Source organism: Spirosoma sp. KUDC1026 (genome assembly GCF_013375035.1).
GTDB lineage: Bacteria > Bacteroidota > Bacteroidia > Cytophagales > Spirosomataceae > Spirosoma.
Genome location: NZ_CP056032.1, coordinates 4,796,957 through 4,809,302, shown reverse-complemented (window position 1 = coordinate 4,809,302; position 12,346 = coordinate 4,796,957). Strand labels below are relative to the sequence as shown.

The window sequence follows — 12,346 nt, the reverse complement described above, 5'->3', positions numbered from 1 at the left end:
CGTCAGAGAATTAGGGTACGATAGCGATAAAACAGCGACGTAGCGAAAATCATTCGTTTGATAAGCGGGCTGGCCTACGTCTGATGGCCCGCGCTTATGGTTAGCAACGATTCACGCCCGGCCTTATTGACGACCGGGGCGGATTTTTGCCGTTTTCAATCTAAGGTCGTACGTCAGCTCATAGGCAAACGAATCCTGCAGATGACGACCCGAAAACTGAGCCGGTACGTTAATCAGGCGTTGTTTGCTCCGGCGTAACTCGGCCTCGGAAATTTCAAGGCTGCTCTGTCCAATCAGATCATCCTTATCCAGCCGATCCAGCAGACTCACCCCAACGCCCGACGCGGCCATTCCGGCTGCTACGTACTTAAGGGGAGTCAGCAGTTCGGTAGCCGACAGCAGCAGCATGGCTGGCGCACTCACGACGTTATGCACCCGCCGAACCTGATCCAGCAACTGCCGGGTTTTCTGATAATCATCAACTTCCAGCAGCACGACACTGGCAATCAATTTTCCGTTACGTGGTATGGATAGATTGATTGGGGGAGCAACACTATCCCTGGCCGACTGCAGGTCGATTTGCTGACCTTTGCGCACGGACTGAATGCCCCAGCCGCCATTCACCACCGCAACGGCCTTGTTTTGAGCGTCGTAGCTGGTCAGCGTATAGGCCAGCATTAGTTCGTCGCGTCCGCTGATTGTCTCCTCCAGATTGATTGCTTTCAGCGAGCGGGGCGTCAGTTGAGCCGTCAGGCTTGACGAACGCGAACAGGCCGACAGGGCTAGCACTGAGATCGCGAGTGCAAAAAACCGGTTCAAATACGTCTGCATCAGGCGGGAACTTCGTCAACAATCGATTCGCCCGACGAGCGGTCCCCACTGGTCCACTGCCAGGATTCGTGCAGCCGCAGCCGGCCATCCGGCAGGCGTTCGGGTACCGAATGACACTGGCCGGTCATCAGTTCGTTCTGCTTGTTGACGTGCTGATAGCGCATGTCGAGGCTATAATCGTCCAGCACCGTAGCAATCAGGAATCCTTTCACAATGGCGCCACCAGCGTACTCTGCCCAGACCAGTTGGTCCTGCTGATGATAGTGAAACAGCGTATCGCCAGACACTTCGCCATTGGCGGTGTTCGTAACGGAGCGAAAAAGTTTGTTGTTGTACATAGCTTTACACGGCTGGCTCCTGCTGACTCAGGCAGTGAAAACTACCCAGGCCCCAGACAATATCGGTCGAGTCGATACCAACAACCTTCCGACCGGGGAAGTATGGGGTCAGGATATCCAGTGCACGCTGGTCGTTGGCGCAGCGGAACGTAGGAACCAGAACCGAACCGTTGGTGATCAGGAAATTAGCGTACGAAGCCGGTAGCCGCAGCCCATCACTCACCACCGGATCGGGCATGGGCAGCTCGACTATGTTAAGCTGCTTGCCGTTTGGCAGCCGCATCTCGCGCAGTTCGCGGTGAATTTCCTGCAGGAACGGGTAGTTATCGTCGTTGGCATTAGGCTCGTAAGCGGCTACAACGGTGTCTTCGTTTACAAAGCGTACCGTATCGTCGATGTGTCCATCGGTATCATCGCCCACAATACCTTCTTCCACCCACAACACCTGCTGAACCCCGTAGAAATCGCAGAGGTATTTCTCGATGTCGCCCTGCGTCAGGTGGCTGTTCCGGTTCTGATTCAGCAGGCAGGCCCGGCTGGTTAGTACCGTTCCCGCTCCGTTAAACTCCACCGACCCTCCTTCCATGACTATTCCAGGCGTTACGTAGTCTAAGCCACGATACTGCGCAATCGCCACCGGAATCAGATCGTCACGATCATAAGGAGGGTACTTGCCCCCCCAGGCGTTATAACCCCAGTTGATAACCATCCGCTCGTTACGTTCCGGATTGATTAGAAAAGCAGGGCCATGATCGCGGCACCAGGAATCGTTGGTGGGTTGGGGCAGGAGCGTAATCCGGCTCATATCGGCCCCAGCCGCCAGTAGCCGAAGTTTGGCCGCCTGCATCACGATGTCGTTGTGCGCGTTAATGCAGACCTGTTCGCTCTCGGCAATGGCTTTGATAAACTCAATGTACGCCGGGAACATCAGCTCTTGCCGCTCGAATGTCCAGGAGGCTTCGGTATGGGGCCAGCTGAGCCAGGTTGCTACGTGGGGGTGCCACTCAGCCGGAAAGAAAAAACCCTCGCGGGCGGGAATGAATTCGTTGGAATCGAGTTGAATCGATGAAGACTGCGTCATAAACGGATCGACGATTGAACGGCAAAAGTACAAAATCTGACGGGCTCGACGCGCCAATTATGGTTCAATCAGTTTCCGGATGGTATCGACCGTCAGACCCGTAAAGTCATCAATAATGAGCGAAGCTCCTGTCGTGGCTAGTTCATCGTGCGTATGCGTGGTCGCCAGCGCAACAACGGGCATGCCCGCCCGCAAACCGGCTTCGATACCCGCAAAGGCATCTTCAAATACAACGCAGCGGGCGGGTTCAACGCCAACCCGTTCGGCAGCCGTCAGGTATATCTCGGGGTTCGGTTTGCCATGCTTGACCATACTGGCATCGACAACCGCGTCAAAATAGAAGCGAATCGTCAGCCCGTCGAGTGTGAAACCGAGGTTACTGACCGGGGCGGACGTACCAACGGCCGTACGAACGTTAGCGGCTCTCAGGGCCTGCAGAAACTCAACCAAGCCCGGCGTAGGCGCGAGGTGCGGTTTGTAGAGCTCCCGGTACGTACCTTCTTTCGCTTCGGTAAATAACTCGAGCTCGTCGGGCTGCATCGTGCGCTGGAACAGGTAAGCCAGTGCATCTGCTGATACGCGTCCGTTGATGTTTGCTACGTACTGTTCCTTGCTGAGTTGATAACCGTGATTATCGGCAAATTTGATCCAGGCGTTAATGTGGTAATCGGTATTGTTGACCAATACGCCGTCCATGTCAAACAGGGTAGCAAATGGAGTTGCAGGCATAGAAATAAGAAGTAGTGAAAAAGAGATGTAGTCGGAATAGAAAGCGGGAATCAGCGCTCGGATGAATTCTCCTGCACAGGGAGCACATCACCCGCCAGGACAGCCGCTTCGTGCAGCAGTTCTGTTGCGATCAGCTCGTCAGTAAACTCTTCGATACGTTCGTCAACGGCATCCAGGCAGTCTTCGCTTTTGAGCTCATCGGCGTTCATGCCAATCAGCAAACGGGCCGTGTAGAGCACATTCAGCGAAAAGCGCAGCGGATGCAGTGTATGACTATGACGGGTTGTGGTGTCAGTTTGCATGAAATCCGTTAACCTTTTTTAGTAAGCATGAACGGCCCAACAAGTGCTGAGCCGTTCGTCAGATTATACCGTAGCAGTTACCTGCGTCGCTGTACTTACAGACTGTTCCGCCTGTTGCAGGTCCGACTGGCGCAGTTCCGACTGCCGAAAACTTTTCATGATCCAGCCACCGCCGATTACGTCGTCACCTTCGTAGAAAACAGCCGCCTGACCCGGTGCAATGGCTGAAACACCTTCGTGGAAAAGTACTTCGATTTTATCGCCCGACTGCGAAATGGTAGCGGGGGTGCCATCGTGTTTGTACCGTACTTTCGTCGACGTTTCGATCGGCTGTTCGATGGACGCGTATTTCTGCAGGTTGAGTTTGCTCACAATCATACCATCGCGGTACAGATCTTTGTCGACGCCCAGCACGACTTCGTTCGTGTCTTTCCGAATCTCGGTCACGAACATCGGTTGCCCAAACGCCATGCCTAGTCCTTTCCGCTGACCGATGGTGTAGAACGGATAGCCCTGGTGTTTACCCAGCACTTTGCCAGTACCTTCCATCACGAAATTGCCACCCGCTACTTCGGCTTCCAGGCCCGGCACGCGCCGTTTTAGAAAACCCCGGTAGTCATTGTCGGGAACGAAGCAGATTTCGTACGACTCTGACTTGGTGACCAGTTCGATGAAGCCCCGGTCTTTGGCCATCTCCCGGATTTCCGATTTGCGCAGGTGTCCCAGCGGCAGTTTCGTGCGGCTCAGACTCTCCTGCGAAACGCCCCACAACACGTACGACTGATCTTTCAGCGTGTCGACGCCTTTCGAAATGACGTAGCGGTCGTTCTCATTGCGGATGTTCGCGTAGTGCCCGGTCGCAATGAATTCGCAATCGAGTCGGTCGGCCCGGCGCAACAGCGCATCCCATTTAATGTGGGTATTACACAAAACGCAGGGGTTCGGCGTCCGGCCTTCGATGTATTCACCCGTGAAGTGGTCGATGACGTAATCACCGAACTCATTCCGAATGTCCAGAATATAGTGAGGGAAACCGAGGTTGACAGCGATGTTACGTGCGTCGTTGATGCTGTCAAGGCTGCAGCAGCCCGTTTCTTTCTTGGTACCGCCCGACGATGCGTAGTCCCAGGTTTTCATGGTCATCCCAATGACCTCGTAACCTTCTTCGTGCAGCATGACGGCTGCCAGTGAAGAATCAATGCCGCCACTCATGGCGACCAGAATTCGTCCGTGTTTGCTCATAATTGATCCGACCAGGGGTCAAAGCCCTGCGATTTACTGAAAAGATGCCGTAAAGGTACGGCCTAAAAAGAGAACAGCGTTGCCGGTCTGCTTAGTTTCCAAGGGCTGCGTACCTTTGCCCAAAACATAAACTGGAGCTTGCGTAGTATTTGGACTGAATGAGCTTTCCAGAGTTAACAAGGACTATAAGGCATGCTGAAAACGCTGGTAAAAATTTCGAACGTAACGAACCTGAGCGACGCTCGTTACTGCGCCGGGATGGGGGTTGATATGCTGGGTTTTTCGATGGACGAAGACGCCCCTGATTACGTTGATCCGAAAAAATTTAACGAGATAAAATCGTGGGTAGCCGGTGTTCAGATCGTTGGCGAAACAACAGCCATCGACCCCGAGCAGATCGAACAACTGCTAACTACGTACCAGCCCGATCTGCTGCAGGTTGAGGAAGTGGCTTTACTGCCCTACCTGGGGTCGTACGGTAAGCCGCTAATTCTGCGAATCGACGTATCGCAGATTACGCTTGACCAACTGGATATGCTGGCGTATACCGGTATCGACAGCGCCGAATATATGTTGCTGGACGGTACCGCCCCGGTCCACCTGGACGATGACTTGAAGCAGTCGCTGCAACGACTGGCGGGACGGTATCCGGTTCTGCTCGGTACCGGCATTTCGGTCGACAATGTCCACGCCCTGCTCGACGAACTCCCTGTAAAAGGTATCGCGCTACGTGGTGGCGAGGAAGAGCGCCCCGGCAACAAAGAGTTCGGCGAACTGATGGATATCCTCGAAGCGATAGAGGAGGAGTAAAGTCTGGGGGTTTATGGCGTGGGGCACGGGGTAAAGGGTTTGGGACTGCGCGATTGGGGCGTAGGGTAAGGGGCAAGGGACTGAGCGATTGGAATAAGAGAACGAAGTCAAAATAGGCAACGGGAAGAGAATCATAGGACGAGTTCAACAACATCCCAAGCCCCTCCACCTCTAACCCCATGCCCTCAACCCCAAGCCCAAATCCCACTACTATGCATTACCTACTATCATTGAAAACACACATCCATCCAGACGCGCGTCCACTCTTCCAAATCCGTGTAAAGAACAAAGCTATGTGCTGTAGGTTTACATCAGTTTAAACGACCAGGGAACTGGTTAAACGCTATGACACATCGATTAGAACGCATTGCCGACGAGGCTATCGTTGGTGGTGTTGCAGCCGGGCTGGCTCGCTATTTCGGCATAAATCGCACTCTGGTGCGACTCATTTTTCTGATTGGCATACCTTTACCCGGTTTCCCGGCCTTCATAATTTATGCTATCTTGTGGATCGTGATGCCGAAACAGTCAAGCGGTGCATCCGTCTATCAATCGTCTGCCTACGCAAATCCTTTTTTCACCATGAATCCTTATAATCCGAATCGACCTGCTTCTCCTGACCGCAGCATTATTGGCGGTATTGTCCTGATCGTCCTGGGCGTCCTGTTCCTCCTCGATCGTTATTTCGACATTGAACTTGGTGACCTGTGGCCGTTTATGCTGATCGCTGGCGGCTTGTGGCTCATATTCCGCGACCGGATCAAGCCGCCGTATAATCCCAACGATACCTATAACCCAAACAATAATACCCCACCAACGCCACCCAGCTCGCTCTAGCCATGAAACCACGTAACGGATTATTCTGGGGTATATTTCTGCTGACGTTGGGAATCCTGTTTCTGGCGCGTCGGAATGATTGGCTGGACGTAAACTGGCACACACTGGTCGATTTTTGGCCCGTGCTGCTGATTCTGGCCGGGGTGAACGTCATTCTGGAACGTCGGGGCAACCCGGCTGCTTTTGTCACGACGGTGATGCTGGCTGTTGCTGTGCCGGTTACGTTATTCGGACTCTTTTCCCCGAACCGGGATCGGTCCGAGTACGGGTTCCGCTGGGATAATGACAATGAGGATAACGACGGTAATGCTGACGAGGACGAGTCGGATGCTGATGATGAAGATGCCAACGACGACTACCAATCCGAACGTAACAAACGTCGGTTGGAAGGGGATGGCGTAAAGACCAATACGTTTGCCGAACCCATGCAGGAAGATACGCGCGAAGCGGTGTTCAAACTGGCGGGTGGTGCTGGTCGGTTTATCATTAGTAATCCATCCAGCGAGCTGATCAAGGTAGATACGCGAAATAGTATCGGTAATTATTCGATGTCGGTGGAGCGGGATGCAACGACACGCATTCCGACAATTGAACTGATGCCGACGAAAGAAAATCAGACGATTGATCTGAAAGACGGCAACTACGAAAATCGGGTCGATGTGCACCTTAACACCAAACCCGTCTGGACAATGGACGTAGGCCTGGGGGCTGGCCAAGGGGAGCTGGATCTGAGCGCCTATGCCGTTAAGCAATTAAAGGTTGAGGGGGGCGCCATCGACATTGATCTAAAAATGGGGGCCAAAGCCGATCAATCGGATGTGAAGCTTGACGTGGGTGCTGCGTCGGTAACCATTCGCGTACCGAAAGAAGTGGGCTGTAAAATCAAGAAAGATGGAGCCCTGAATCTGAACCAGCTCGATGACTTCACCGACGTTGGTGGGGGGGAATACTTAAGTCCCGGCTACGATGCCGCGAAAAAGAAGATGTTGATTCGCTTCGATGGCGGCATCTCCAGCTTCAAAGTAGTTCGGTACTAAGGGTAACTACTCCGTACAAAAAATCCCGCTCCAGACATTCCAGAGCGGGATTTTTTGTTGTTTGTCATTCCTCCTAGCGGCTACGCGTCCCGGTCGGAATGACAGAAAAAAAGCTAGTCATTCGGGTTGTTGAGCCGGTTCAGCAGCATTTTATTGAAATACTGCTCTGTCTTGTACAGCTCCGTCAGTTGGCCTGGACTGATTACTTTCAGGAATCGGGACATGTACTCCTGATCCAGGTCTGCCAGTTTCTGCTTCGTAGCGTTCATCTCACGCAATCCGTTAACCAATTGATTGTCGTTCATGCCGGTTCGCGACGGATCGTTATTCAATTGCCGGATTCGCCGGTTCAGTTCCTGTTTCTTGGCATTGTATTCGTTGTACACCGCCCAGAACTGCGGAGCCTGATCTGTGGTCAGATTCAGTCGGTTCGTAATCAGACCAATCTTTGCGGATTCTATTTTCTGGCGGCCTCCTGGGTCGTTTTGTGCACCGGCCATGTGAACGGTCAAGAGCAAACCCAGCGCCAAACCCATCCATGCGTGTCTCATTGTCGTAAAAATTGCCATCTGCTAATCAGGAACCAATATTCTGCGTGTTTGTCAGGTTCTGCTCCTCAATGAGCCGCTGAATATCAGCCGGGGCTACGTTAAGGAATTGAATCGCCGTAGTATCACTACCAAGTGAGGAGTGAATTTGTTGCGAGTCGGCCAGCTCGTACGGGTCAACTCCCTGATCGTCAAGGTACGCGGCAATCACCTCGTCGCTAACACCTACCAGGGCGTCGTTACCCAGCGACTCCTGCCGTTGAGGCAGCGTTTGCCACACCAGAACAGCGATCAGACTGGCCCCCGCCAGCGAGGCCGCTGTACGCTGCCACGACCAGCTTATGGAAAAAGCCGGTTTAGGTTTCCGCGTTGCCCGCGCCTGCACACGCGAGGGTAGCTGATCAAAATACCCATCCGGAACCGTAAATGGCTGCTGCCGAAGCGGATGCTCAGGGGGTAATTCGTCGAGTCTGAAAGGATTTTTCTCGTTCATAATCTATCGGGCACAAGTCACACAATCTGCCTTCTTCCTGGTTTGACAACCGGAAGAAGCCGGGGTTTAATCGGTTGTGTCTGTTTTCGTTAGATACTCCTCAATTTTTTTGACCGCAAAGTGATACGATGCTTTCAGGGCACCCACCGACGTACCGGTAATTTCCGCAATATCTTCGTATTTCATATCATCGAAATACTTCATGTTGAAGACCAGCCGCTGTTTGTCGGGTAGCTTCAGCAATGCCTTCTGTAACTTGATCTGTACATCTTCGCCACTGAGTTCGCTGCCGGACGTAACGTAATCGGCGTTGGTTTCCAGCTTCTCCATCAGCTCGCCTTCTACATCGCCAATGGGCAGAAAAAAGCGCCGGCGTTTCTTATTCAGGAAGTTCAGACACTCGTTGGTCGCAATGCGGTATATCCACGTATATAACTGACTGTCACCCCGGAACTGTTCCAGACTGTTCCAGACTTTTATGAACGTCTCCTGCACCAGATCGTCGGCATCATCGTGGTCAATAACCATTTTCCGGATGTGCCAGTAAATTTTCTGCTGGTACTTGCGCACCAGCAGATTAAAGGCATAGTTCCGGCTCGACGGATCGCGGTATTTAGTGAGGATTTCTTCGTCAGTCATTATCAATCAAATGGAACTGGCAATGGGCAGTTCTCGTCTGTTAGCAGGAATAAGTTGATTCCCTGCCGGAATCATGGCGCTATTTTCGTGCCATGACTTTTTTCACCGACTCAACGATTTTGTCGGCCGTCAGCCCGTATTTCTCCATCAGTTGGTCGGGCGTACCGCTTTCGCCAAACGTATCATGTACCCCCACCATCTCCAGCGGAGCTGGATAGTTACGGGCCAGAACCTGCGCTACGCTGTCACCCAGGCCGCCGTTCAGCATGTGTTCTTCGGCTGAAACTGCACAACCCGTTTTCTTCACCGATGCCAGAATCGCTTCTTCGTCTAACGGTTTAATCGTGTGAATATTGATGATGTCGGCTTCAATTCCTTCCGCAGCCAGGATTTCACCGGCTTTGATGGCTTCCCAGACCAGGTGACCCGTCGCGAAGATGGAAACGGCGGTACCTTCGTTGACGTGCCACGCTTTACCAATCTCAAATTTCTGATCGGCAGGGGTAAATACGGGGATAACCGGACGACCAAAACGCAGGTAAACCGGACCTTCATGCTCGGCAATCGCCAGGGTAGCCGCTTTGGTCTGGTTGTAGTCGCAGGGGTTGATGACGGTCATGTTAGGCAGCATTTTCATCATGCCCAGATCTTCCAGAATCTGGTGTGTAGCGCCGTCTTCCCCTAACGTAACACCCGCGTGCGATGCGCAGATTTTTACATTCTTATTCGAATACGCGACCGATTGGCGAATCTGGTCGTATACCCGGCCCGTCGCGAAGTTGGCGAACGTGGTCGCGAAGGGAACAAAGCCGCCAATGGTCAGGCCAGCCGATACGCCGATCATGTTAGCCTCGGCGATACCGCACTGCACAAAACGCTCCGGATTTTCCTTAATGAAGGTTTCCAGTTTGAGCGACCCGGCCAGATCGGCCGTCAGTGCAACGATTTTTGGGTTTGAGCGGCCCAGTTCAGCAATACCCGCGCCGAAGCCCGAGCGTGTATCTTTCTTTTCTGTGTATTCGAATTTTTTCATGTTTCGTAATCAGTTCGCCGAAGCGAGGGTTTGCAATTTAGTTAGAAAATAGTGGGCACTCGGGTAATTCGGGTGGGCAGCCGCCCGCTCGATGGAGAAGCCGTTACGGTGCATATTCTTTGCCAGTAAAACTTTACTCTTACGATACCGGGCGAACGCTTTGGCCGTTCTTCCCATATCGATCATCGTAGTAATGGCATCGCTGTCTTCTTCCGGCAACTCAATTGTTGTTAACACACCTAGAAACTGGCTTAGGGCGTGCGAATCGGCAAGATACCAGTTCTCAAACTCCTTAACGGCGACAATAACTGTTTGGTCCGGGAACGGGCTGATTTGTTGCTTGGTCAACGTAATGCAGGCATCTGTGTCCAAATCAACCAAGACAATAATGCGCTCTGCACCTCGGTCAAGAAGAATCTGGCGGTGCTTATTAATACGCTCTGCCTCATATTCTTTTTTACCACCGGCTTGGGTGACGCCAACCAATTCAAGATCGTATTGAGCGATGAGTTGGCGAAATTCAACTGTGTCGAGAATAAATGGTTCAGATTCTCCTTCGCAGATAATACCCAGTTTCACCACGGTATGCCCCCTCCAAGAGCATTGGAAAGCCAGGCTTCATCCATTGGCAAATCATGCAAATCCATTCCTTTTACTTGTTTGATCTGCGTAGCTCCATCCCGTTTATCAACCAAAATTATTTCATCTGTAGTCAACTGGGAAACCAGCGATTGCGAGTGCGTATTCAGCCAGATAAAATGACCGAATTCCTCGCAGGCGTAGCGACAGAGATTCACAAACTCAGCAATGACTTTAGGATTGAGACCATTTTCCGGTTCTTCTGTACACAAAAACTGTGGCTTATCACTCTGGTAGATAGCTGTTAATAAGGCTAAAATGTTATACGTTCCGTCAGAGATTAAGTCTTTAGTAAAGTACCCCGGTGAAGATTTTTCAAACCAGTGTAGTTCATCCCGATCATCTACTTCAACTACTTCAAAACCTGGAACGAAGAGCTCAAGCCATTCGAAGACTTCTTCTTTTAGTGTCTCGTTCGTGAGGATACGTTTTAGCACAACTTCTAAGTTGCCTGCCGATAATGACAGACGACTTTTGTCTTTTATTGGATATTTTTCTACCTCTTTATTTTTTACGAACAAATGGCAGAAGTTGACAAATTGCTTGTAACCTGCGTTATTATGAGCGTCATTCGTTTTAGGTAACGCGCCTGTATTATACAGCGTCACTATATCGAGAGCACATTCAGTCCTGAAATCAGATTCCCTACTTTGTCTTCTGATGATGGAGTCCTTGCCTCCAAACATTCCGAATAATATAGACTCAGAAATATCTTTGCGTAATACTAAAAACTCCAAAGCCTCGAAAATATTCGACTTGCCGGAACCGTTGGGGCCGACAAAGACCGTGAACGGATTCGGCTCAATGAGCTCGATCCGTTCAATGGACTTGAAATTTTCGATGACCAAGCGTTGGATCTTCATGGGTGACTCGCAGCGTTACGTCTCTTTTCTTACGTCTTACCTCTTTCGTCTAATAGACTAATAATCAGAGTAGCCTACTGACAGCGGCAGCTGATTCATGGCTTGCTGCACTTGCTCGGCATTCGGTGCTACGCCGTGCCATTTGTAGTTGCCCACCATGTAATCGACGCCGTAGCCCATTTCGGTGTGCATTAGAATCAGGGTTGGTACGTCAGGATTTTCCTGCGCTTTTTTCAGCGTCCGGATTACGTCATTCATATCGTTACCCTGCATCTCGTCAATGTGCCAGCCAAACGCCCGGTACTTGGCCGCCAAATCGCGGTTATCGTTTACGTACTCGGTTTTGCCATCAATCTGCGCCAGGTTATAGTCAACAACGGCGGTCAGGTTACCCAGTTTTTTGTTGGGCGCAAACTGAGCGGCTTCCCAGATCTGGCCTTCCTGCTGCTCGCCGTCGCCCATCAGTACGTAAACGTGTTTGTCGTCGCCGTTCAGTTTTTTGGCGTAGGCAGCACCGGCGGCAACCGACAGGCCCTGTCCCAATGAACCCGATGCGATCCGGACACCGGGCAGGTGCTCGGCCGTGGTGGGGTGGCCCTGAAGCCGGCTGTCCAGTTTCCGGAACGTAGCCAGTTCAGCGATCGGGAAGTAACCCGCCCGCGCCAGTACCGAATAAAAAACTGGCGAAATGTGTCCGTTCGACAGGAAGAAAATGTCTTCGTCGATGCCGTCCATATCGAAAACAGGTTTGCCATCGGCGTCCATTTTGCGACGCATGACGTCGAAATACAGGCCCACCAGAAAATCGGTGCAGCCCAGCGAACCGCCGGGGTGACCGGAGTTAACGGCGGCTACCATGCGGACGATGTCCCGCCGGACGGCGGTTGCAACTTGTTCGAGTTGTTGAATTTCCATAAGTTAGAT

Annotated in this window: 16 protein-coding genes; 3 read left to right on the top strand and 13 right to left on the bottom strand. The window is 52.0% G+C overall.

The features are described 5' to 3' along the window. Positions 1-123: 123 nt before the first annotated feature. From HU175_RS20140 to mnmA, 6 genes are all read right to left on the bottom strand, one after another. Positions 124-831 carry a hypothetical protein gene (locus HU175_RS20140; protein WP_176568285.1) on the bottom strand — a complete coding sequence of 236 codons (708 nt, stop codon included), beginning with the start codon at positions 829-831 and terminating at the stop codon, positions 124-126. After that, a complete protein-coding gene (locus tag HU175_RS20135; protein WP_176568284.1) occupies positions 831-1,169 on the bottom strand; it encodes a n-acetylglutamate synthase in 339 nt (112 codons plus the stop codon). The genes HU175_RS20140 and HU175_RS20135 overlap by 1 nt, the downstream gene beginning before the upstream one ends. Positions 1,170-1,173: 4 nt before the next feature. Further along, positions 1,174-2,250 (bottom strand): agmatine/peptidylarginine deiminase, encoded by a 1,077-nt coding sequence (locus tag HU175_RS20130; RefSeq protein ID WP_176568283.1) that lies wholly within the window; start codon positions 2,248-2,250, stop codon positions 1,174-1,176. A 57-nt stretch (positions 2,251-2,307) separates the two neighbouring features. Beyond that, positions 2,308-2,979 carry an HAD family hydrolase gene (locus HU175_RS20125; protein WP_176568282.1) on the bottom strand — a complete coding sequence of 224 codons (672 nt, stop codon included), beginning with the start codon at positions 2,977-2,979 and terminating at the stop codon, positions 2,308-2,310. Positions 2,980-3,029: 50 nt separating this feature from the next. Then, the gene (locus HU175_RS20120; RefSeq protein ID WP_176568281.1) at positions 3,030-3,281 is read right to left on the bottom strand and encodes a hypothetical protein; all 252 of its coding nucleotides are present in this window, start codon (positions 3,279-3,281) and stop codon (positions 3,030-3,032) included. A gap of 63 nt (positions 3,282-3,344) precedes the next feature. Beyond that, complete coding sequence (gene mnmA / locus HU175_RS20115) at positions 3,345-4,523, bottom strand: tRNA 2-thiouridine(34) synthase MnmA (RefSeq protein WP_176568280.1); 1,179 nt, start codon at positions 4,521-4,523, stop codon at positions 3,345-3,347. Between the two features lie 192 nt (positions 4,524-4,715). Here mnmA and HU175_RS20110 point away from each other — a divergent pair, with 192 nt between their 5' ends. From HU175_RS20110 to HU175_RS20100, 3 genes are all read left to right on the top strand, one after another. After that, positions 4,716-5,333 (top strand): N-(5'-phosphoribosyl)anthranilate isomerase, encoded by a 618-nt coding sequence (locus HU175_RS20110; RefSeq protein ID WP_176568279.1) that lies wholly within the window; start codon positions 4,716-4,718, stop codon positions 5,331-5,333. 345 nt (positions 5,334-5,678) lie between these two features. Next, entirely contained in the window at positions 5,679-6,170 is a 492-nt protein-coding gene (locus tag HU175_RS20105) for a PspC domain-containing protein (protein ID WP_176568278.1), read from the top strand. Positions 6,171-6,172: 2 nt separating this feature from the next. Next, positions 6,173-7,207, top strand: a complete 1,035-nt coding sequence (locus HU175_RS20100) for a LiaI-LiaF-like domain-containing protein (protein ID WP_176568277.1) — start codon at positions 6,173-6,175, stop codon at positions 7,205-7,207. Between the two features lie 113 nt (positions 7,208-7,320). Here HU175_RS20100 and HU175_RS20095 read toward each other — a convergent pair whose 3' ends face one another. From HU175_RS20095 to HU175_RS20065, 7 genes are all read right to left on the bottom strand, one after another. Then, complete coding sequence (locus HU175_RS20095; RefSeq protein WP_176568276.1) at positions 7,321-7,776, bottom strand: hypothetical protein; 456 nt, start codon at positions 7,774-7,776, stop codon at positions 7,321-7,323. A 7-nt stretch (positions 7,777-7,783) separates the two neighbouring features. After that, positions 7,784-8,248 (bottom strand): hypothetical protein, encoded by a 465-nt coding sequence (locus HU175_RS20090; protein WP_176568275.1) that lies wholly within the window; start codon positions 8,246-8,248, stop codon positions 7,784-7,786. A gap of 66 nt (positions 8,249-8,314) precedes the next feature. After that, positions 8,315-8,887: an RNA polymerase sigma factor gene (locus HU175_RS20085; RefSeq protein WP_176568274.1), complete on the bottom strand. Its 573-nt coding sequence runs from the start codon at positions 8,885-8,887 to the stop codon at positions 8,315-8,317. Between the two features lie 79 nt (positions 8,888-8,966). Further along, positions 8,967-9,920 carry a transketolase family protein gene (locus HU175_RS20080; RefSeq protein WP_176568273.1) on the bottom strand — a complete coding sequence of 318 codons (954 nt, stop codon included), beginning with the start codon at positions 9,918-9,920 and terminating at the stop codon, positions 8,967-8,969. A 9-nt stretch (positions 9,921-9,929) separates the two neighbouring features. After that, positions 9,930-10,499, bottom strand: a complete 570-nt coding sequence (locus tag HU175_RS20075; protein WP_176568272.1) for a hypothetical protein — start codon at positions 10,497-10,499, stop codon at positions 9,930-9,932. Continuing rightward, a complete protein-coding gene (locus tag HU175_RS20070; RefSeq protein ID WP_176568271.1) occupies positions 10,496-11,422 on the bottom strand; it encodes an AAA family ATPase in 927 nt (308 codons plus the stop codon). The genes HU175_RS20075 and HU175_RS20070 overlap by 4 nt, the downstream gene beginning before the upstream one ends. Positions 11,423-11,479: 57 nt before the next feature. Then, a complete protein-coding gene (locus tag HU175_RS20065; protein ID WP_176568270.1) occupies positions 11,480-12,337 on the bottom strand; it encodes a transketolase in 858 nt (285 codons plus the stop codon). Positions 12,338-12,346 lie beyond the last annotated feature (9 nt).

Excerpts from the sequence above, each read along its gene's own strand:
- HU175_RS20140 (WP_176568285.1), bottom strand. The coding sequence starts at position 831 with ATGCAGACGTATTTGAACCGGTTTTTTGCACTCGCGATCTCAGTGCTA.
- HU175_RS20135 (WP_176568284.1), bottom strand. The coding sequence starts at position 1,169 with ATGTACAACAACAAACTTTTTCGCTCCGTTACGAACACCGCCAATGGC.
- HU175_RS20130 (WP_176568283.1), bottom strand. The coding sequence starts at position 2,250 with ATGACGCAGTCTTCATCGATTCAACTCGATTCCAACGAATTCATTCCC.
- HU175_RS20125 (WP_176568282.1), bottom strand. The coding sequence starts at position 2,979 with ATGCCTGCAACTCCATTTGCTACCCTGTTTGACATGGACGGCGTATTG.
- HU175_RS20120 (WP_176568281.1), bottom strand. The coding sequence starts at position 3,281 with ATGCAAACTGACACCACAACCCGTCATAGTCATACACTGCATCCGCTG.
- mnmA (WP_176568280.1), bottom strand. The coding sequence starts at position 4,523 with ATGAGCAAACACGGACGAATTCTGGTCGCCATGAGTGGCGGCATTGAT.
- HU175_RS20110 (WP_176568279.1), top strand. The coding sequence starts at position 4,716 with ATGCTGAAAACGCTGGTAAAAATTTCGAACGTAACGAACCTGAGCGAC.
- HU175_RS20105 (WP_176568278.1), top strand. The coding sequence starts at position 5,679 with ATGACACATCGATTAGAACGCATTGCCGACGAGGCTATCGTTGGTGGT.
- HU175_RS20100 (WP_176568277.1), top strand. The coding sequence starts at position 6,173 with ATGAAACCACGTAACGGATTATTCTGGGGTATATTTCTGCTGACGTTG.
- HU175_RS20095 (WP_176568276.1), bottom strand. The coding sequence starts at position 7,776 with ATGGCAATTTTTACGACAATGAGACACGCATGGATGGGTTTGGCGCTG.
- HU175_RS20090 (WP_176568275.1), bottom strand. The coding sequence starts at position 8,248 with ATGAACGAGAAAAATCCTTTCAGACTCGACGAATTACCCCCTGAGCAT.
- HU175_RS20085 (WP_176568274.1), bottom strand. The coding sequence starts at position 8,887 with ATGACTGACGAAGAAATCCTCACTAAATACCGCGATCCGTCGAGCCGG.
- HU175_RS20080 (WP_176568273.1), bottom strand. The coding sequence starts at position 9,920 with ATGAAAAAATTCGAATACACAGAAAAGAAAGATACACGCTCGGGCTTC.
- HU175_RS20070 (WP_176568271.1), bottom strand. The coding sequence starts at position 11,422 with ATGAAGATCCAACGCTTGGTCATCGAAAATTTCAAGTCCATTGAACGG.
- HU175_RS20065 (WP_176568270.1), bottom strand. The coding sequence starts at position 12,337 with ATGGAAATTCAACAACTCGAACAAGTTGCAACCGCCGTCCGGCGGGAC.